Below are 20,245 nucleotides of genomic sequence, written 5' to 3'. Positions count from 1 at the left end.
GGGTGCGCGTGCGACCGTTTCACCAGTTCGTCGTCAAGGTGCACAGCAGGTGCAACCTGGCCTGCGACTACTGCTACGTCTACGAGATGGCCGACCAGCGCTGGCGGGGCAGGCCCAGGGTGATGTCGCCGGAGGACGTCGAGCACACGGCCGAGCGGATCGCCGAGCACGCCCGCGCGCACGGCCTGGCCGACGTGGAGGTCGTGCTGCACGGCGGTGAACCGCTGCTGGCCGGTCCGGCGGTGGTCGAGCACGTCGTCACGGCCGTGCGGTCGCGGGTGCCCGCGCGGTTCTCGGTGCAGACCAACGGGACGCTGCTCGACCGCCGGTTCCTGGAGGTGCTGCTGGCGCTGGACGTGCGGGTGGGCGTGAGCCTGGACGGCGACGCGGCGGCGACCGCCCGGCACCGCGGCGACAGCCACGCCGCCGTGCTCGCGGGGCTCGCGGAACTGGGGTCGCCGGAGTTCCGGCCGCTGTTCGCGGGCCTGCTGTGCGTGGTGGACCTGCGCAACGACCCCGTCCGCACCTACGAGTCGCTGCTGGCGTTCGAGCCGCCCGCGGTGGACTTCCTGCTGCCGCACGGGAACTGGAGCGCTCCCCCGCCGGGCTTCGGGTACGCGGACTGGCTGGTCGCGGTGTTCGACCGCTGGTACGGCGCACCGGTGCGGGAGACCGGCGTGCGGCTGTTCGAGGAGGTCGTGCACGTCCTGCTGGGCGGCCGGTCGCGGGTCGAGGGGATCGGTCTGAGCCCGGCGTTGCAGGTCGTGGTCGAGACCGACGGGATGATCGAGCAGTCCGACATCCTGGCCTCCGCGTTCGAGGGTGCGGCGGCGACCGGCCTGCACGTGGCGCGCGACTCGTTCGACGCGGCGCTGCGGCTGCCGGAGGTGCGGGCGCGGCAGGCGGGGCTCGCGGGGCTGTCGGCCGTCTGCCGGGCGTGCGACCTGCACGCGGTGTGCGGCGGCGGGCTGCGGGCGCACCGGTACCGCGAGGGCGCGGGGTTCGACCGGCCGTCGGTGTACTGCGCGGACCTGTACCGGCTGATCCGGCACGTGCGGGGTCGGCTCGCGCGCGACCTGGAGCGGGTGTCGTGACCCCGTTGCGGGACAGGGGTTCCCCATCGTGACACGGCCGCACTCGTTGTCCGGGGCCGACTTCGCCGCGCTGGCCCGCGGCGGTGGCGGGACCGGGGCGGTGCGGGCGCTGGTGGCGGCGCGGCGCAGCCGGACGCTGCTGCTGCTCCGGTTCGTGGTCGGGCGGGACCCGTCGGCCCGGCAGGCGTTCGAGGTGCTGGCCGAGGCGCGGCGGGTGGCGCCAGCCGAGGTGGAGCGGCTGCTGGACGACCCGGCGGTGAGCGCGTGGGCGACGCGGACGGCGGTGGCGCTCGGCCGGGGGCGCGGGGCCCGGCCCGCCGAACTGGCGCACGTGGCCGCCGCGGCGGCGGTGCGGGCGGGGCTGGACGTGGCGCTCGACTTCCCGGCGTCGGACGGGTTCCCGCTGCCGTCACTGGGCCACGTGGACCGACCGGTCCGCGGCACCGTCCGGGTGGACCGCCTGGAGTGGCGGCCGACGCCGGAGATCGCGGTCGGCGGCGGGGTCGTGTTCCGGTTGGAACGGTGGAGCGGGGTCCCCGACGCGCTCCGGGTCGACCCGCGCGCCGACGTGGCCCGCTGGCGCGAGCGGGTCACCGCGGCCTGGGACCTGCTGGCGCTGCGGCACCCCGCGGTGGCCGAGGAGGTCGCCGCGGCCGTGACGGTGCTGGCCCCGCTGCGCTCGGCGGAGGGCGGGATGAGCAGCGCGACGCTCGGGGACGCGTTCGGGTGCGTGTTCCTCTCGCTCGGTCCGGACGCGCGGTCGGTGGCCGTCACGCTGGCGCACGAGGTGCAGCACACCAAGCTCGTGGCGCTGATGGACCTGTTCCCGTTGCTGCGCCCCGATCCCGGCAGGCGGTTCTACGCGCCGTGGCGCGACGACCCCCGGCCGCTGGCCGGGCTGCTGCACGGGACGTACGCGCACCTGGGCGTGGCCGGGTTCTGGCGGCGGGAACGCGAGGCCGACGAGGACGGGCACGTGGAGTTCGCCCGCTGGCGGACCGCCGCGCTCGACACGACCGCGACGATGCTGGGCAGCGGCGGGCTGACGGCGATCGGCCGGGACCTCGTGACCGGCATGGCCGAGGTGCTAGCGGAGTGGGCGGACGAGCCGGTGCCCCCGGCGGCGCTGGAGCGGGCCCGAGCGCTGGCCGACGAGCACCGGCGGCTGGCTACAGCCCCGTGAGCAGGTCCGACTCGGTGATGCCCGGCTCGGCGCCGACCCGGATGAACCACTCGGTGCCGAACGAGAACGCGAACGCCTCGTCGGTCTGGCCCAGGAAGAACGACTGCTCGCTGATCTGGCTGGCGTGCGCCCGCATCGCGGCCTTCTTGACCTCCAGGTACGCCGTGACGTCCACCGCGGTGGTCAGCTCGGCCTCGGGCTTGCCGAACGTCGAGGTGTCCACGTCGGGCAGCCGGTGGCCCGCCTCCTCGGCGGCGGCCAGGCCGCGGTTCGCGTGGTCGCGGTTCATCGTGGCCTGGTAGACCCTCGGCGTGCCCGCGAGTTCGGCGGCGCGCAGCCCGACCCGGTGGACCTGGATGTGGTCGGGGTGGCCGTAGCCGCCGTTGTCGTCGTAGACGGTCAGCACGTCGGCGGACTCCTCGACCAGGATCGCCGCGAGCCTGGCCGCCGCCTCCTCGACCGGCGCGGTCCAGAAGGTGTTCGGGGCGTCGTTGGTGGACTCCCCCATCATCCCGGAGTCGACGTACCCCAGGAACTCGACGCGCTTCGCGCCCAGCACCTCCGCCGAGGCGTGGGTCTCGCGGACGCGCCGCTCGCCCAGCGGCTCGCCCTCGGCCAGGAACCCGTCGTCCACCTCGCCGACCTCACCGCGGGTCGCCACGACCAGCACCACGCGGTGCCCCTCGTCGGCGGCCTTGCGCATGACACCGCCGCACAGGATGCACTCGTCGTCGGGATGGGCGTGGAACGAGACCAGTGTCGCCATGGGCGCAACGCTACCGGGACGCCGACACGCGGGGGCCCGTGCGTCCACGAGCACGGCGACCGGGGCCGCGATACTGCCCGTCATGCTCACCACGGAGGCCGGCCTGGTCATCTCGCCGACGGACCTGGTCGACCTGCTGGAGTGCGAGCACCGCAGCGCGCTCAACCACGCCGTCGCGGCCCGGCTGCCGGGAGTGCCCACACCGGACGGCTCGGGTGCGACGTTGATCACCAAGCACGGCCTCGCGCACGAGCGGGCCGCGCTGGAGCGGCTGAGGGAGCGGTTCGGCGCCGGGGTCGTCGAGATCGGACAGCCCGCGCCGCGGCACGAGGCGCTGCTCCAGGCCGCCGAGGAGACGCGGACCGCGCTGGAGTCCGGCGCCCCGGTCGTCTACCAGGCGGTGTTCTACTCGGACGGTTTCCACGGCCGCGCGGACTTCGTGGTCGCGTCGCCGGACGGGTACGAGCCGCACGACACCAAGCTGGCCCGGCACGCCACCCCCGCCGCGGTGCTCCAGCTGACGGCGTACGCCGACGCGCTGCGCCGGGCCGGGCACCCGACCGGGCCGTCCATGCACCTGCTGCTCGGCGACGACGCCACGCACTCGTTCCCGGTGGCGGACTTCCTGCCGCTGGTGGACCACCTGCGGAACCGGTTGCGGGAGCGGCTGTCCGCGCCCGCGGTGACGCCCTCGCCCGTGTGGGCGGACGAGCGGCCCGCGTGCGGCACCTGCCGCTTCGCGCGGAGCTGCGCCACCGGGCGCGAGACCGCCCGCGACCTGTCGCTGGTGGCGGGGATCCGGACCGACCAGCGGCGCAAGCTGGTGGCCGCCGGGCTGGGGACGATCGACGCGCTGGCCAACGCCACCGCCACCGACCGGCCGTCGGACATGTCGGCCACGACGTTCGGCGCGCTGCGGTCGCAGGCCGCGCTCCAGGTGATCCAGGACAACTCGCGCACCCCGGACGACCCGACCGGCAAGGTCGCCTACGAGGTGCTGGCACCGGACGTGCTGGCGGCGTTGCCGAGCCCCGCCGACGGGGACGTGTTCTTCGACATGGAGGGCGACCCGTTCGCCCTGGCCGGTGAGGGGCTGGAGTACCTGTTCGGGGCGGTCACCGCCGGGAGCGTCTTCACGCCGTTCTGGGCGCACAGCCGGGCGCAGGAGAAGGCGGCGTTCGAGGCGTTCGTTGACTTCGCCCTCGCGCGGCTGACGGAGTTCCCCGGCAGCCACGTGTACCACTACGCGCCGTACGAGGTGAGCGCGCTCAAGCGGTTGGCCGCACTGCACGGGACCCGCGAGGAGGCCGTGGACACGTTGCTGCGCACGGGTTCCCTGATCGACCTGTACGCGGTGGTGCGCAAGGCGCTGCGGGTGTCGCAGCGGTCGTACTCCATCAAGGACCTGGAGCCGCTGTACATGCCGGGGTCGCGGTCCGGCGAGGTGAAGAACGCCGTCTCCAGCATCGAGGCCTACGAGGAGTACCTGACGCTGCTGGAACTCGGCGACGCCGAGCAGGCCTCGGTCGTGCTGGCCGGGATCGAGGCGTACAACACCTACGACTGCGTGTCGACGCAGGGGCTGTACCGGTTCCTGCTGGACGTGCGGGTCGAGGCGGGGATCGAACCGCACGTGCCCGAGGAGTCCGAGCTGGACGGCCTGGTCCGGCGGACCGACGAGGAGCTGGCGGCCGAGCGCAGGGCGGAGCGCGCGGCGAAGCTGGCCGCCGTCGTGGACCCGCTGATGGCCGGGCTGCCGGACAACCCCGCCGACGCGACCCCGGACGAGAAGGCGCGGGCGCTGCTCGCCGCGGCCGTCGGCTACCACCGGCGCGAGACGAACCCGGCGTGGTGGGACTTCTTCCGGCAGGTGGGGGCTCCGCTGCCGGACCTGGAGGTGGACGGCACCTGCGCGGTGCCGGTGTCGGTGCGCGTGGACGACTGGGTGATGCCCAGCGGCCGGGTGCGCAACGCCAAGCGCGAGGTGCACGCGGTGTGCGACCCGGACCGGCCGCACCCGTTCGGCCACGGCGACCAGGTGCGGCTCCTGTACCCCGGCACGCCGACCGCCCGGACCCGCAAGGCGGAGGTGATCGCCGAGGGCGCGGACCGGGTGGTGCTGCTGGAGAGCGTGAAGCCGGACGAGCTGGACTCGGCGCGACCGATCGCGATCCTGCCCGGCGACCCGGTGAAGCCCGCGCCGAAGGACGACGCGGTGTACGAGCTGGCGCAGACCGTGGTGGAGCGGTTGCCGGTGCTGCCCCCGCACCCCGGGATCGACCTGCTGCGCCGCACGCCGCCGCGGCTGGTCACGTCGGGGCCGCTGCCCGTGGGTGAGGACCTGGTGGCGGCCGTGATCAGCGCGGTGGACGCGCTGGACGGGTCGACGCTGGCCGTGCAGGGACCGCCGGGGGCCGGGAAGACGTACCTGGCCGGGCGGCTGATCGCGCACCTGGTGCGGCGGGGGAAGAGCGTCGCCGTGACGTCGACCAGCCACAAGGCCGTCGAGAACGTGCTGTCGGCCGCCGGGGCCGCCGGGCGGGAACTCGGGGTGCCGATCCCCTGCGCCAAGCGCGCCAAGGGCAAGCCCGTGCGGGACTGCGAGTGGGAGCAGCCCAGGGACAACCCCGCGCTGGTCCGCTGGCGCGGCGAGCAGGGTGGGGGGCACCTCGTCGGCGGCACGGCGTGGACGTTCTCCAACGCCGCGCTGCGGGAGCAGCCGTTCGACGTGCTGATCATCGACGAGGCCGGGCAGTTCGCGCTGGCGGACGCGCTGGCCGTGTCGACGTGCACCCGGAACCTGGTGCTGCTCGGGGATCCGCAGCAGCTGCCGCAGGTGGTGCAGGGGACGCACCCGGCCGGGGCCGACGCGTCGGCGCTGGGGCACCTGATCGGGGACGCCGACGTGATCCCCGCGTCCCTCGGGTACTTCATGGACCAGACCCGGCGGATGCACCCGGAGGTGTGCGCGCCGGTGTCGCGGCTGTCGTACTCGGGGAGGCTGCACGCCCACCCGTCGGCCGGTTCGAGGTCGTTGGAGGGGGTGGAGTCCGGGCTGTACCTGGATCTCGTGGACCACTCGCACAACATCACGAGCTCGGTGGAGGAGGCCGAGGAGGTGGTGGGGATCGTGCGGACGCTGATCGGTCGACCGTGGACGGACGGCGCGGAGTCCCGGCCGCTCTCGGAGGACGACGTCCTGGTGGTGGCGCCCTACAACCTCCAGGTGCGGGTGGTGCGGAGGGCGTTGGAGAAGGCCGGGTTCGACGGGGTCCGGGTGGGGACGGTGGACAAGTTCCAGGGGCAGGAGGCGCCGGTGGTGATCGCGACCATGACGTCGTCCGCCGCCGTGGACCTGCCTCGGGGGTTGGACTTCCTGCTGTCCCGGAACCGGTTGAACGTGGCCCTGTCGCGGGCTCAGGTGGTGGCCGTGCTGGTGTGCTCGCCCCGGTTGGTGGAGGCGGACATCCGCGGGGTGGATCAGATGCGGTTGGTGTCGGGGATGATCGGGCTGATGGACGGGGCCCGGCGGTGGGGCGGGGCATCCGTTCGGTTTATGGGGGATCGTTATGGGGTCGGGGACGGGGCCGCTGGGTAGGGTTGGGGAATCCTTCCCCTGGGAGGGCCCGGAGTCGGGCGTTGAGGGCGTTCCGGTTCCGGGTGTCGTTGTGGAGGGTGGCGGATCCCCGGCCTATCCCTGCGGGTGGGGGATCCGCCACCTGGCTGCTGGTCCCGGCGTGGAGTGACCCGTGGCCCCTGGCCCCTGTGATCGGGCCGAAGGGCAGGGGTCGAGTCCCCGAGCAGGACCGGCCACCGCTTCGGGGAAAGCCCTGTCCCGCTCGCGCGGTGGGTCGGTCCTCGCCGGCTAGGACCTGGGGAGGCCCGGTGGGTTGATCTCCGAGGTGGGTACCGCCTCGCTGCTCAGGCCCCAGCGTTCGAGGACTTCCGCGTACTTGCCGTTCTTGATGAGCAGGTTCAGCGCTTCCGCTACCGGCTCGACCAAGCCGCTGTCCTTCTTGGTGGTGGCGGCGATCTTGCCGACGATGTCGCCGCCGCCGGAGAAGCTGCCGATGATCTCCGTCTTGCCCGACGTGGCCACGTGGTAGGCGGCCGTGGGGTTCGGGCCGAGGTAGGCCTCGATGCGGCCTGATTCCAGGGCCAGGTAGTAGTCGGAGCTGTTCTGGAAGTACTTGATGTCCGTCGGCTTGAGACCCTTGTCCTCGTTCCGCCGGGACCAGTCGACGAGGATCTTCTCCTGGTTGGTGCCGGACCCCACGGCGATGGTCCTGCCCGCCACGTCCTCCGGGCCCTCGACCTTCCAGGTGCCGCCCTTCTTCGCCTCGAACGCGAGGGTGTCCAGGCGGTAGGTGGCGAAGTCGTACTTGTCCTTGCGGGCCTCGGTCACGGTGATGTTGGACAGGCCCAGCTGGTAGGCGCCCGAGTCCAGGCCGACGAAGAGGTTCTCCCAGGAGGAGACCTCCAGCTGTGGTTCCAGGTCCAGCACCTGGGCGATCAGGACCGCGATGTCGGTCTCCACGCCGATGGGGGTCTTGTCGTCGGTGGCGTAGAAGCGCAGTGGTGGGGCCGTGCCCGCGGAGCCGCCGATGGTGATCTTGCCGGTCTTCCGCACCTCCCCGGGGACCCCGGCGGCGATGGTGGGGTCCTTCTCCGCCGTCACGCGCTTCTGGTCGGGACCGAGGTTGATGACCTTGCCCTCCGACACCACCTGGTCCTCCACCACCGCGCCGTCGGCACCGCCGCAGGCCGCGACCAGCACCAGCAGACCTACCAGGGCCGGGACGAGTCTGGATGGTGACACTGTGTTCCTCCGTGCTGCTACAGGACTTTGGACAGGAAGGCGCGGGTGCGCGGGTGTTGGGGGTGGTCCAGGACCGCGGTGGGCGGGCCCTGTTCGACGATGACGCCCTCGTCCATGAAGACGACGCGGTCGGCCACCTCGCGGGCGAAACCGATCTCGTGGGTGACGACGATCATGGTGGTGCCGGTGGCCGCGAGGTCCTTGATGACGTCCAGGACCTCGCCGACCAGTTCGGGGTCCAGTGCCGAGGTCGGCTCGTCGAACAGGAGCAGTTTCGGGGACAGCGCCAGTGCTCTGGCGATGGCGACGCGCTGCTGCTGGCCGCCGGAGAGCTGCCTGGGGTAGGCGTTCTCCTTGTCGGAGAGGCCGACCCTGGCCAGCAGGCGGACGGCGTCGGCGTGGACCTCGGCCTTCCGCTTGCGCTGCGCGGAGAGCGGGGCCTCGGCGACGTTCTCCAGCACGGTCAGGTGCGGGAACAGGTTGAAGTTCTGGAAGACGAACCCGATGTGGGTGCGCTGCTTCAGGATCTCGCGTTCCTTGAGTTCGTGGAGCTTGCCGCCGCTCCTGCGGTAGCCGAGGAGGTCGCCGTCGATGCTGACGTGGCCCCGGTCGACCTTCTCCAGGTGGTTGATCGTGCGCAGGAGGGTGGACTTGCCGGAGCCGGACGGGCCGAGGACGACCACCACCTGCCCCTGTTCGACCTCCAGGCTCACGCCCTTGAGGACCTCCAGCGCGCCGAAGCTCTTGTGGATCCCCCTCAGGTCGACCATCGGCCCGCTCATCGGGTCGCCCCCGCCCTGGCCCGCAGCGCGGACCACCGGGCACGCAGGCGTTGCAGCGGCGTGGGTGGCAGGTCGCGCAGCGCTCCCTTGGCGTAGTGCCGTTCGACGTGGTGCTGGACGACCGACAGGAGCGTGGTCATGGCGATGTACCAGACCGTGGCGACCATGAGCAGGGCCACGACGCGCGCGTTGCGGCCGTAGATCACCTGCGCCTGGTAGAAGAGTTCGCCGATCGCCATGACGGAGACGACCGACGTGCCCTTGAAGAGGCTGATGACCTCGTTGGCCGCGTTCGGCAGGATGGAGCGCATCGCTTGCGGCAGAACGATCCTGCGGAACTGGCGCAGCCTGGGGATGCCCAGCGCGGCAGCGGCTTCGAGCTGGCCGTGGTCGACGGCGATGATGCCGGAGCGGACGATCTCGGCGGAGTAGGCGGCCTGGTGCAGGGCGAGGCCCAGCACGGCCGCGCTCATCGGGCCGATCAGGTCCTTGGTGTCGAAGGAGATGAACGACGGGCCGAACGGGATGCCGAAGTCGAACCGCTGGTACAGGTAGGCGATGTTGAACCAGAAGAGCAGCTGCACGATCAGCGGGATCGAGCGGAACGCCCAGACGTAGGTCCAGCTGACCACCTGGAGGAACGGGCTCCTGGACAGGCGCATGAGCGCGAGGACCACGCCGAGCGCGAAGCCGAGGACCGTGCCGTGGACGGTGAGCTCGATGGTGACGCCGACGGCGCGCAGGATCGAGTCGGCGGTGAAGTACTGCCTGAACGTGGGCCAGTCCCAGCCGGGGTTGGTCACCAGGCCGTGGACGAACTGGGCGAGCAGGACGAGCACCACGGCGACGCCGACCCACCGCCACGGGTGGCGGGCGGGCACCACCTCCAGCGACGCAGGGTCGGCCTCGTCATCGGGTGCGGCCACCAGGGGGCGCGCGGAAACGCTCATGAGGGGTCCTTGTGCCGGGGTCGGCTGAACAGCCCGGCGGCCGGGGTGGGCCGGGCTCAGTGCGGTGAGGAGGAGGGGATCAGCGGGTGCGACAGAGGGCGCTGCTGATGCGGCCGAGGTCCACGTGGCGGCGCGAGCACAGGACGGTCATGTCGCTCTCCGTTCCGCTGTGGGGTTTCCGGCGTCTGGAGGAACGGTAGCCACGCCGCGGAGCGGTGGGCAAGACACGGGGAGGACTCGGGTGCGAACGTCCAACTGGTGAAACCACCGGGTGCCTCGTTGACAACCGCTCTCACCCGGATGGCGCAGCGGAGCGGGTGAACAACGGGCCTACCAGGGCCGTACTGCCCTGTACACCGCACCACCTCCTAGGAGCCCGCATGGAGTTCGCCCGCACCGCCCGCACGGGGCTCGGCGTCGTCGTGACGACCACGACGGCCGCCGTGGCGCTGCTGACGGCAGCCGTCCCCGCATCGGCCGAGAAGGCGGACCTGAGCACGTCGTGCGGGCCGGGCGGTGCCGTGCTCGCGGTGGACCTGAGGGGGTTCTCGGCGGGCCGGAACACGATCAGCGTGCGGGACGGCGAGGTCGTGCTGTCCGAACGGGAGTTCGGCGGGTCCTACGTGGGCTCGTTCCCCCGGCCCGCGGACGTGGCGCACACGTTCGTCGTGACGGTGCGGGTCGCGGGCAACACCCGCCAGTCGTTCGCCCGCGAGGTGCGGACCACGCCGTGCGCCTCGCCCAGTCGGGCGGCTCCGCCGTCGGTGTCGACCGTTCCGGGGTCGGTGGCGCCGTCCTCGGTCGCGGGCGCGACACCCACCACGACGACCACCACGCCCACCCCGAGTGGTTCCCCGACCGAGCCGGGGCCCTCGACGGCGCCGACGACGAACACGGGCATCGTGCCGCTCGGCAGCAAGACCGAGCTGTCGGCGGCGGGGGCGTCCGTCGCGATCCCGCTCCTGATCGGCCTGTGCCTGGTCAGCGCGCTCGGTGTGGTGCTGACCGGCCTCAAGCGCCGAGACCGACCGGATCGACGGCCTCAACGGCCCTGACCAGGCACGTCGCACTCCGGACAGTGACCAACCTTCACCTGATCGGCCTAACGGCCGCCGTGAACAGTGACCTCCGCCGTCCCGTATAGGCAAGTGGCGGCTCGCGATGCCCGCCGCAGGGACCACGACAGGAGTGTCACCATGGGGTTTGCACGATCGGACGACGCGGCCGTGCGCGTGGCCAGGCGCACCCTCGGAGCCTTCGCCCTCGTGGGCACCACGGCGGTCGTCTGGTTCGGCTTCGTCGACCCCGCGGGCGCGGGCGCGCCGACCGTGAAGGCGAACTGCGTGGGCGGTCAGTCGGCGCTCACGGTGGAGATCCGCGGCTACGACAGCCGGGTGGCGAACACCGTGACCGTCCTGGACGGCGAGCGGGTGCTGGACGGCGAGCGGTTCGGGTCGTCCTACCGGAACTCCTTCATCCGGCCGGGCAACGCGGCGCACTCCTACCGGGTCAGGGTGAGGGCCGGGAACGACCGGACCGGCGACCAGGGCTTCTCGTTCGACCGGACGGTGTCGCAGCCGCCCTGCGAGCAGGTCGCGCCCACGCCGACGCGGCGGTCGACCACGTCGCCGCCCTCCTCCACCACCACGGCGACGCGGACGAGCGCTCCGAAGACCACCGGCACCGCGCCCACGACGACGACCACGCACACCACCACTCCCCCGGTGACGACCACGACCACCACCACCGCGGCGGTGCCGGAGCCGCCCGTGGAGCAGCCGGGGCGGGGCACCGAGCCGCCCGGTCGGAACGGGCCCACCTCGACGGCGCTGCCGACCAGGGCCCTGCCGTCGCTGGTGCCACCGCTCGTCAGCCTCGTCGAGCCACCGACGGCTCGGACGTCCGTCGGCTCGGAAACGCCGCCGGGGAGCAGGACGTCCGCGGCGACCTCCACGTCCTCCTCGGTGCCCGGTGACGGCAGGGGGCCGGTGGGCGGCGAGACCCGCGGCACGACCTCGGAGCGGGCGACGAGCACGACGACGAGCGAGGACGGCGTCCTGGTGGTCGCCGACGACACCGACCTGCCGACGACCGGCGCGTCCATCGCGATCCCGCTGCTCTTCGGGCTGTGCGTGCTCACCGCGGGTGGCGTCGTGGTGTTCAGCATGAGGAACCCGCGCAAGCGCGGCAGGCACGCCGCCTGAGGACGGCGCTCCTGCCCCGGACGTGCGGAAGCCCACCGGCCTGTTCGGCTGGTGGGCTTCCGGTCCGCTCGCGGGTGGGTCAGGGCAGGATCTGGATCTTGCGCCCCTCGCCCGCCTTGAACTGCTCGATCGCCGCCGCGTAGGAGTCGAGCGGGAGCCGGTCGCTGATGAAGACGTCCGGGTCCAGGACGCCGGTCGCGAAGAGGTCCGCCGCCCGCTCGAACGAGTGCAGCACCGCCATCGAACCGGTGATGGTGATCTCCTGGTTGTAGATCTTGTACGGCTCGATCACGGCGCGGGCCGCGTAGTCCGAGACGCCGAACTGGAGGAACGTCCCGCCCTTCGCGACCCGGTTGAGGCCGTCCTGGATCGCGCGCTCGTTGCCGGTCGCGTCGATCACGACGTCCCAGCCCTTCGGCCGGTCCAGCTCGTCCGCCGACGTCGCCGTGGCCGTGACGCCCAGCTGCTTGGCCGTGGCGAGGCGGTCGGTGTTGATGTCGACCACCTCGATGCTGGCCGCGCCGGTCAGCTTGCCGAGCTGGAGCATCATCAGGCCCATCGTGCCCGAGCCGTAGATGAGCACCCGGCTCGCGAGCTGCGACCGGAGGATGTCGTAGCCCCGGACCGCGCAGGACAGCGGCTCGATCAGCGCCGCGTCCTCGGTGCGGACGTGGTCGGGCAGCTTCACGCAGTTCGCCACCGGCGCCACGGCGTACTCGGCGGCGCCACCGGCGACCGAGACGCCGATCGCGTTCCACCGCTCGCACAGGTTGTTGCGGCCCAGGCGGCACATCCGGCACTCGTGGCAGTACAGCGACGGGTCGACCGCGACGCGGTCGCCCACGGCGACCTCCGTGACCGCCGAACCGACCTCCACGACGACACCCGCGAACTCGTGGCCGGGGATCACCGGGAGCGTCGGCGCGAACTCGCCCTGGAGGATGTGCAGGTCGGTGCCGCACAGACCGCAGGCGGCGACGTCGACGACCACCTCGCGCGGCCCTGCCTTCGGGTCCGGCACCTCGGTCACTTCCAGCTGACCGACCCCGGTGATCACGACAGCCTTCACTTGACGGCTCCTAGCGACAAGCCCTGGACCAACTTGTCCTGGGCGGCGAACCCCGCGATCAGCACGGGGAGGGACACGACCGTCGCCGCGGCGCAGACCTTCGCCAGGAACAGGCCCTGGCTGGTGACGAAGCCGGTGAGGAACACCGGTGCGGTGCCCGCGACCACGCCGGTCAGCACCCTGGCGAACAGCAGTTCGTTCCAGCTGAAGATGAAGCAGATCAACGCGGTCGCGGCGATGCCCGGCATGGCGATGGGAGCCACCACCCGGCGCAGCGTCGTGATGAGACCGGCACCGTCGATCGACGCCGCCTCCAGGATGGCGATCGGCACCTCGGCGAGGAACGAGCGCATCAGCCAGACGGCGATGGGCAGGTTCATCGAGGTGTAGAGGATCACCAGGAACGAGATGTTGTCGAGCATCCCGGTGAACTGCGCGACCAGGTAGATCGGCAGCAGACCGGCGACGACCGGCAGCATCTTGGTGGAGAGGAAGAAGAACATGACGTCCGTCCACTTCTCCACCTTCTTGATGGAGAGCGCGTACGCGGCCGGGATCGCCAGCAGCAGCACGATGATCGTCGAGCCGATGCTCGCGCTGAACGAGTTGATCAGCGGCGGCCACGGGGACTGGCCCGTGGACGCGCCGAAGAACTCCTCGTAGCCCTGCAGCGTCAGACCGGCGGCCAGCGACGGCGGGTTCGTGGCGGCGTCCGACTCGCTGTGCAGCGAGGTCAGCACCATCCACGCCACCGGCGCGAAGAACAGGATCGCCGAGAACCAGGCCACCACACCGACAAGCCTGCGCATCACTTCACCTCGTCCTTCAGCAGGGACGACACCACGCGCAACGCGAAGTTGGCGATGATGAGCGACCCGATGACCACCACGACACCGGCCGCGGACGCCTGCCCGTAGTCGTGCGCCTGGTAGAAGGTCTGGTAGATCGTGTACGGCAGGTTCGCCGTGCCCAGACCACCCGAGGTGATGGTGAAGACCGCGTCGAAGTTCTGCACGATGTAGATCGACCCGAGCAGGCCGCCCAGCTCCAGGTACTGCCGCAGGTGCGGGAACGTCAGGTAGCGGAAGATCTGCCACCCGGTCGCCCCGTCGATGCGCGCGGCCTCGACCACGTCCATCGGCCTGCTCTGCAAGCCCGCCAGCAGGATCAGCATCATGAACGGCGTCCACTGCCACACCAGCGAGGCCTCGACGGCGATCAGCGGCATGTCGCTGACCCACTCGGGCTGCGGTGGGTTGTCGGCGCCGAACAGGCCCCACAGCCAGGTGAGGGCGCCGTTGAAGAGGCCGTACTCCGGGTTGTAGAGCGCGTGCTTCCACAGCAGCGCGGCGGCCACCGGGACGACCAGGAACGGTGCGATGAGCATCGTGCGGGCGAGTCCGCGGCCGAAGAACTTCTGGTCCAGCAACAGCGCCAGACCGAGGCCGAGGATCAGGCTGACCACCACCACGACGACGGTGAGGATGACCGTCGTGACGATCGACGACCTGAGGTTCGGGTCGGTGAAGACCGCCACGTAGTTGTCGAACCCGGCGAACCCGCGGTTCTCGGGGTCGAGGGAGTTCCAGCGCAGCACCGAGATGATCAGCGTCGCCACGAAGGGAAGCTGGGTCACCACGATGGTGAAGATCAGCGCTGGGAGGAGGGGGGCCCGACGGGCCCAGCGCGCTGCCGCGCTGAGCCCCGTCGGAGCGGGAGGGGTGCCCCGCCTGTGCTGCTTTGCCGGTGGTGGTGCCGTGTCGAGGCTCATCGAAGGCTCCTCGCTACTTCGCGCGGTACTTCTCGGCGACCTTCTCCGCCAGCGCCTGCCCCGCGTTGAGCGCGTCGTCGACGGACGTCGAGCCCGCGATGGCGGAGCTGATCTGCTGGGAGACCTGGGTTCCGAGGTCGGTGAACTCGGGGATGCCGACGAACTGGATGCCGCTCGCGGGCCTCGGCTGGACACCGGGGTCGGTGGGCTTGGCACCCTTGATGGCGGCCTCGGCCTGCTTGGCGAACGAGCTGCCCGCGGCCAGGTAGTCGGGGTTCTGGTAGGTGGAGGAGCGCTTGCCGTCCGGCACCTTCGACCAGCCCAGCGACGTGCCGACCAGCTTCTCGTAGTCCTTGCCGGACGCCCAGGAGATGAACTTCCAGGCCGCGTCCTGCTTCTTGCTGGCCTTCTGGACGCCGAACGCCCACGTGTAGAGCCACTGCGACGCCTCGGTCTTGACGACGGGGGCCTGCGCGAACGCGAGCTTGCCCTTCACCGGGGAGTCGTTGGCCTCCAGCAGACCGGCGGCGACGGTGGCGTCGTACCACATCGCGACCTTGCCCTGCGTCATGTTGTTCAGGCACTCGGCGAAGCCCGCCTGCGGGGCACCGGCCTCACCGTGGGCGCGGACCAGGTCGACGTAGAACTTGGTGGCCTCCTTGAACTCCGGCGCGTTCACCTGCGCCTGCCAGTCCTTGGTGAACCACGTGCCGCCGAAGGTGTTGACCACCGTGGTGAGCGGCGCCATGACCTGGCCCCAGCCCGGCTGGCCGCGCAGGCAGATGCCCTTCATGCCCGGCTCGGCCCCGTCGACCTGGGCGGCGAGGTCCGCGACCTGCTGCCACGTCGGCTTCTCGGGCATCGTGAGGCCCTTGGCGTCGAAGACGTCCTTGCGGTACATGAGGAACGACGACTCGCCGTAGAACGGCTCCGCGTAGACCTTGCCGTCCTCCGCCGTCAGCGACTGGCGGATCGGCTCCAGGATGTCGTTCTGGTCGAACCCGCTGTCCTTCGCGATGAAGTCGTCGAGGGGCGCCAGCCAGTTGTTCTTGGCGTAGATGGGCGTCTCGTAGTTGCTGATCGTCGCGACGTCGTACTGACCGGCCTGGCTGGAGAAGTCCTGGCTGATCTTGTCGCGGACGTCGTTCTCGGGCAGCACCGTGTAGTTCACCTTGATGCCGGTCTGCTTGGTGAAGTTGTCGGCGGTGAGCTTCTGGATGTCCTGCATCTGGGGGTTGTTGACCATCAGGACGTTGATCGACGAACCGTCGGCCGTGGATCCACCCCCACCGGCGCCGCTGCACGCCGTCACCCCGACTGCCACCAGCGCGGCTGCCGCCACACGGGCGACGCGGCGAGAACTGAATGACGTCATCGTCTTTCCTTCCCATCTAACCGTTTTTGCCCTGAGGAGGGCGTCGAGCAGCCAGGTCACCACGCCGTGGTGCACCACTCGGGGGACTTGATCAGGTTCTGACAACTTTCGGGCCGAGCGCGGCATAGCGGTGACCTTCGGCCGCGGGCAGTCCGGAATCCGTGATTATGGCTTCGAGATCCGAAATCGCGGCGAACCGGTTGAAGCTCGCCACGCCGAACTTGGTGTGGACGCCGACGAAGATCTTCCGTCTCGAAGCGCCCACGGCTTGTGCCTTGACCGCACCGACCACGGGGTCGGGTGTGGTCAGTCCGTGCTCGCGCGAGATCCCGTTCGACCCGATGTACGCGAGGTCGATCACCATCTCGCTCAGCATCCGGATCGCCCAGTGGTCCACGGTGGCCAGCGTGCGACCGCGGACGCGGCCGCCCAGCAGCAGCACCGTGACCGAGGGCGTGCCGGACAGTGCCGCGGCCGTGGGCAGCGACGCCGTGACGACGGTCAGCGGGTGGGTCGTCGGCAGGGCTTCGGCCACGAGCTGCGGCGTGAACCCCTCGTCGACGAACACCGTCTCCGCGTCGGCCAGGCGGTCGGCCGCAGCCTTCGCGATGCGCCGCTTCTCCGGCACCATGGACGCCGAGCGGAACGCGAGACCGGTCTCGAACCCCGCGCTCTCCACGGGGAAGGCACCCCCGTGCGTCCGCCGGACCAAGCCGTGGTCGTCGAGGAGCCTCAGGTCCCTGCGGACCGTCTCCGGCGCCACTCCGAGCTCGGCGGCGATGTCGACGACGTCGACCCGCCCGTCGGCCCGAGCACGAGCGAGAATGCGGCGCTGACGCTCTTCTGCCTGCATGCACATCCTCCTGCCCACTCGGACTTGCAGATGCCCGTTCGGGCTGCCCATAGGTTTAACACCGGGGAAACAGTGTGGCCAGCGACACAGCACGTGCGAACATGCCCGATTGGCGCCCGTTTGGCTAGTCAACACGTGGGGGAATGCCGACATCGATGCGGATACGTGCCCGATCACTGGTCAAAAGTTGCCCGTTTTTCGCGAAGCGGAGCCAATTGCGAGTGTGCCGCCAGATCGTCGCCAGGCGTGGCGGGTCGGTTTGATCCGCGTGGAATGGAGCGTCCCCCACACGATTTTCTCAGTTGTTGTGGATGCAAACAGGCGCTCAACTGGGCCGATGCGGGTCACAGACCAATGTCCGAACGGTCACGATTGAACAGGCTAGGGGGTGCTAGGGGTTGGCAGAACCCCTTTCAGGGGTGGCTGCTCCCGTGCCCGTTTCCCCCTCCGGCGACGGGTCGGAACCCCGCGCGGACCCGCCCCCGTCCGGGTCGGACGGTGCGCGTGGACTGTGGGGCGGGGCGACGTCACCCGGACACGGGCCGGGCCCCCGAGGAGGTCGAGGCTCGGGGGCCCGGTGTCCGGAGTGGTGCTCAGGAGGTCGGTGGTCAACCGCTGTGGACCTCGAACTCGCCGACCTGGCCCGCGGGCCAGCCCGTGTTCGCGGTGACGACCAGGCGGACGTACCTGGCCTGGCCCGCCGGGAACGCGATGGTGGCGGTGTTGCCGGTGGCCGGGTCGAAGGTGCGGCCCGCCGAGGCGGACAGGGTGCGGTAGGCGGTGCCGTCGGTGCTGCCCTCGACCGCGATGGTCTGGGTCCTGCTCACCCAGGCCGCCGGGGTCGGCAGCCTGAGGACCACCCGGCCCACCCGCGTCGACGTTCCCAGGTCGACGGTGACGGACTGCGGGAACGCGTTGTTCGCGCTCTCCCAGTAGGTGCCGGGATCACCGTCGGTCGTCCTGGACGGACCGTGGACGTCCGCCTGGCTGGTCGCGGAGGCGGACCTGCCGCGCGCCAGGTTGCCGGTCGGGGCCGTCGTCGTCGTGGTGGTGGTCGTGGTGGTCGGGCCACCGGAGCGGTAGGCCTCGAACTCCGCGACCTGGCCCGCCGCCCAGCCGGTGTTGGCGGTGACCGTCACCCGCAGGTGGCGGTGGCCGGCGGTCACGGGGATGGTGACGGCGTTGCCGGACGCGGGGTCGAAGCGGTAGCCGGTGGGCCCGGACACCTGGGTGAAGGCCGACCCGTCCGCGCTGCCGGACACGGCGATCGTCTGGGTGCGGGCCTCCCACGACGGCGGCAGCTTCAGCACGACCCGGCCCACGTCCGCCGCCGCGCCGAGGTCGACGGTGAGCGTCTGCGGGAACGAGCCGTTGGTGCTCTCCCAGTAGGACCCCGCGTTGCCGTCGGTGGCGTTCGACGCGGCGAAGCCCGAGCCCTGGCTGGACGCCGACGCCGCACGTCCGCGCGCGAGGTTGCCGCTGGGGTCCGGGGGAACGGTGGTGGTCGTCGTGGTCGTGGTGGTGGTCGTCGTCGGTGGCACGGTCGGATCGCCGTACACCGGCTCAGGCCACGGGCCGCAGTACGGCGTGGTGTCCCACCCGGAGTTGCCGGTGCCGCGCTCGATCGCGAACCCGCCCGACCCCAGGCAGCTGTAGATCCCGCCGCGCCCCAGCCCGGTCGCCGTCACGTTGGAGAACGACGCGCCGCCGGGCGACTGGAGCTGGATCCCGAACGTCCCCGCCCCGAGGATCCGCACCCCGTTGAAGTGCACGTTGGTGATCGTCCCGCTGATGAACTGGATCGCCTCGTGGTTCGAGTCGATCAGGTCCGTGTCGGTGACGTCGATCCGCCCCGACATCGCCCCGTCGCGGGCGTCGAACCACAGCGCGCCGACGCCGAACTGCCAGTTGGAGTCGAGCACCCCGGCGCGCAGGGTCGTGTTGCGCGCCAACGTGGTCGTGCCCGCGAGCGGCACCGACTGGAACCGGTTGCCGACGTGGATTCCGCCGCCCTGGTCCTGGGTGTCGGCCACGACGTTGTCCGTCGCGGTGTTGTCCCGCCCGCCGTAGATGGCGATGCCGTTGGCCTTCATCGGCACGACGACGGTGTTGTGCCGGATCGTGTTGCCGTGGTCGGCGTCGTATTCGGACCAGAACGCGATGCCGTCGTCGCTGATGTTGCGGAAGAGGTTGTTCTCGATCAGCACGTTGCTGACGCCCCGGTGCAGGTTCATCCCGTCGGCGAGCTGGTCGACGACGCGGTTGTTGCTGATGGTCAGCCCGTCGAACGGCCCGTCGAGCCAGAGGCCGACCTTCGTGTGCTGGAGGAACATGCCGTCCACCACGGAGCCGCCGCCGAGCGCGCCGCCGATGGCGTTGACCTGGTCGCAGTCCTCGCGCGTGGTGACCTCGCCGATGATGGCGAAGTTCCGCAGCTCCACCCGGCTGCTGCGGCCGGTGTTGCCGCCGGTGCCGCAGCTCGACGGCTCACCGAGGCCGTAGAAGCCGACGCGGTTGCCGCGCACGACGCTGTGCCAGTGGCCCGCGCCGCGCACGACCACCTGGTCGACGGTGATGTGCCGGGTGACGGTGAACGTCCCGGCCGGGATCCACACCTCCTTGCCCGCGGCCCTCGCGGCGGCCACGGCGGCGACGAAGGCGGTGCTGTCGTCGCCCGAATCCCCCGCCACGGCACCGTGTTCGGTCACCGAGACCGAGTTGGCGGGCCGGGTGGCGGGGCCTGCCACCTGTTCGAAGTCGGCGAGGTCGATCGTGTACGACGGCGCGGTGTCGCCGCTGTCGACCTGCAACCGGACCTTGGCGCCCGCCGGGAGGGTCGAGCCGAACAGCGCGCGGGTCGAGTCGTACAGGTGGTGCGGCTTGCCCTGTCCCGGATCGTTGGCGTACGGGTAGCCGCCGTAGCGCCACGAGTACTTCGACGTCAGGGTGAGGCTCGTGGTCCTGGTGCCGTTGAGGTACAGCGACAGCGGCGCGGTGATGCCCGCTCCCCCGTTGCCGTCCGGGACGCTGTAGCGGATGTCGATGGAGTTCGCGGGCTTGGTCAGGGTGAACTCGACGTACTTCCCCTGGCCGGACAGCGTGACGGCCTGGCGGCCGGACGCCTCGCCTTCGAGGGTGCCCTGCCTGCGGCCGGGGCCGATCCTGGTGCCGTTGGTGGCGGCGTTCTCGGCCTCGATCTCGGTGAACGGGACGGTCGCGCCGCGGCCGGGGACGTCGAACGGCGACTGGTAGGCCGCCGCCGCGCTGACCTGGCCGGAGGCGGACTGGGGTGCGGCGACGACCAGCGCGGTCACCACCGCCGCGGACAGGCACGCGGCGCCGAACGCCAGCGGCCGTCGGAGGGAGGAGCGCATGGGAC

General features: G+C 71.3%; 15 protein-coding genes. 5 read left to right on the top strand and 10 right to left on the bottom strand.

Annotated features, from left to right (window positions below):
• Window positions 1-2 precede the first annotated feature (2 nt).
• On the top strand, window positions 3-1,094 hold the full coding sequence (locus tag AC156L_RS07185; RefSeq protein WP_330882902.1) for an FxsB family cyclophane-forming radical SAM/SPASM peptide maturase: 1,092 nt from the start codon (window positions 3-5) through the stop codon (window positions 1,092-1,094).
• Between the two features lie 28 nt (window positions 1,095-1,122).
• Entirely contained in the window at window positions 1,123-2,277 is a 1,155-nt protein-coding gene (locus AC156L_RS07180; protein WP_330882900.1) for an aKG-HExxH-type peptide beta-hydroxylase, read from the top strand.
• Here AC156L_RS07180 and AC156L_RS07175 read toward each other — a convergent pair.
• Window positions 2,264-3,043: a PIG-L family deacetylase gene (locus AC156L_RS07175; RefSeq protein ID WP_330882898.1), complete on the bottom strand. Its 780-nt coding sequence runs from the start codon at window positions 3,041-3,043 to the stop codon at window positions 2,264-2,266. The genes AC156L_RS07180 and AC156L_RS07175 overlap by 14 nt on opposite strands.
• An 82-nt stretch (window positions 3,044-3,125) precedes the next feature.
• Between AC156L_RS07175 and AC156L_RS07170 the strand changes: the two genes are divergently transcribed.
• Entirely contained in the window at window positions 3,126-6,641 is a 3,516-nt protein-coding gene (locus AC156L_RS07170; protein WP_330882896.1) for a TM0106 family RecB-like putative nuclease, read from the top strand.
• 267 nt (window positions 6,642-6,908) lie between these two features.
• On the opposite strand, the gene AC156L_RS07165 is transcribed toward AC156L_RS07170, so the two are convergent.
• The 3 genes from AC156L_RS07165 to AC156L_RS07155 are packed head-to-tail and all read right to left on the bottom strand — an operon-like array spanning window position 6,909 to window position 9,594.
• A complete protein-coding gene (locus AC156L_RS07165; protein WP_484406699.1) occupies window positions 6,909-7,862 on the bottom strand; it encodes an ABC transporter substrate-binding protein in 954 nt (317 codons plus the stop codon).
• Between the two features lie 17 nt (window positions 7,863-7,879).
• On the bottom strand, window positions 7,880-8,644 hold the full coding sequence (locus tag AC156L_RS07160; protein WP_330882892.1) for an amino acid ABC transporter ATP-binding protein: 765 nt from the start codon (window positions 8,642-8,644) through the stop codon (window positions 7,880-7,882).
• Window positions 8,641-9,594, bottom strand: coding sequence for an amino acid ABC transporter permease (locus tag AC156L_RS07155; RefSeq protein WP_330882890.1), 954 nt, complete (start codon window positions 9,592-9,594; stop codon window positions 8,641-8,643). The genes AC156L_RS07160 and AC156L_RS07155 overlap by 4 nt, the downstream gene beginning before the upstream one ends.
• Window positions 9,595-9,974: 380 nt before the next feature.
• Between AC156L_RS07155 and AC156L_RS07150 the strand changes: the two genes are divergently transcribed.
• Both AC156L_RS07150 and AC156L_RS07145 read left to right on the top strand, forming a co-directional pair.
• The gene (locus AC156L_RS07150) at window positions 9,975-10,649 is read left to right on the top strand and encodes a hypothetical protein (RefSeq protein ID WP_330882888.1); all 675 of its coding nucleotides are present in this window, start codon (window positions 9,975-9,977) and stop codon (window positions 10,647-10,649) included.
• Between the two features lie 141 nt (window positions 10,650-10,790).
• Window positions 10,791-11,798, top strand: coding sequence for a hypothetical protein (locus tag AC156L_RS07145; protein ID WP_330882886.1), 1,008 nt, complete (start codon window positions 10,791-10,793; stop codon window positions 11,796-11,798).
• A 79-nt stretch (window positions 11,799-11,877) separates the two neighbouring features.
• On the opposite strand, the gene AC156L_RS07140 is transcribed toward AC156L_RS07145, so the two are convergent.
• The 6 genes from AC156L_RS07140 to AC156L_RS07115 form a co-directional block, all read right to left on the bottom strand.
• Window positions 11,878-12,867: a zinc-dependent alcohol dehydrogenase family protein gene (locus tag AC156L_RS07140; RefSeq protein WP_330882883.1), complete on the bottom strand. Its 990-nt coding sequence runs from the start codon at window positions 12,865-12,867 to the stop codon at window positions 11,878-11,880.
• On the bottom strand, window positions 12,864-13,676 hold the full coding sequence (locus tag AC156L_RS07135) for a carbohydrate ABC transporter permease (RefSeq protein ID WP_330882881.1): 813 nt from the start codon (window positions 13,674-13,676) through the stop codon (window positions 12,864-12,866). The genes AC156L_RS07140 and AC156L_RS07135 overlap by 4 nt, the downstream gene beginning before the upstream one ends.
• Window positions 13,676-14,638 carry a carbohydrate ABC transporter permease gene (locus tag AC156L_RS07130; RefSeq protein ID WP_414720114.1) on the bottom strand — a complete coding sequence of 321 codons (963 nt, stop codon included), beginning with the start codon at window positions 14,636-14,638 and terminating at the stop codon, window positions 13,676-13,678. The genes AC156L_RS07135 and AC156L_RS07130 overlap by 1 nt, the downstream gene beginning before the upstream one ends.
• Before the next feature lie 13 nt (window positions 14,639-14,651).
• On the bottom strand, window positions 14,652-16,013 hold the full coding sequence (locus tag AC156L_RS07125) for an ABC transporter substrate-binding protein (protein ID WP_330882878.1): 1,362 nt from the start codon (window positions 16,011-16,013) through the stop codon (window positions 14,652-14,654).
• A gap of 91 nt (window positions 16,014-16,104) precedes the next feature.
• On the bottom strand, window positions 16,105-16,866 hold the full coding sequence (locus tag AC156L_RS07120) for a DeoR/GlpR family DNA-binding transcription regulator (RefSeq protein ID WP_330882876.1): 762 nt from the start codon (window positions 16,864-16,866) through the stop codon (window positions 16,105-16,107).
• A 608-nt stretch (window positions 16,867-17,474) separates the two neighbouring features.
• On the bottom strand, window positions 17,475-20,240 hold the full coding sequence (locus AC156L_RS07115; RefSeq protein ID WP_330882874.1) for a discoidin domain-containing protein: 2,766 nt from the start codon (window positions 20,238-20,240) through the stop codon (window positions 17,475-17,477).
• Window positions 20,241-20,245: the final 5 nt, after the last annotated feature.

It is taken from the genome of Umezawaea sp. (genome assembly GCF_057122925.1).
This window is presented reverse-complemented; position numbering and strand designations above follow the sequence as displayed.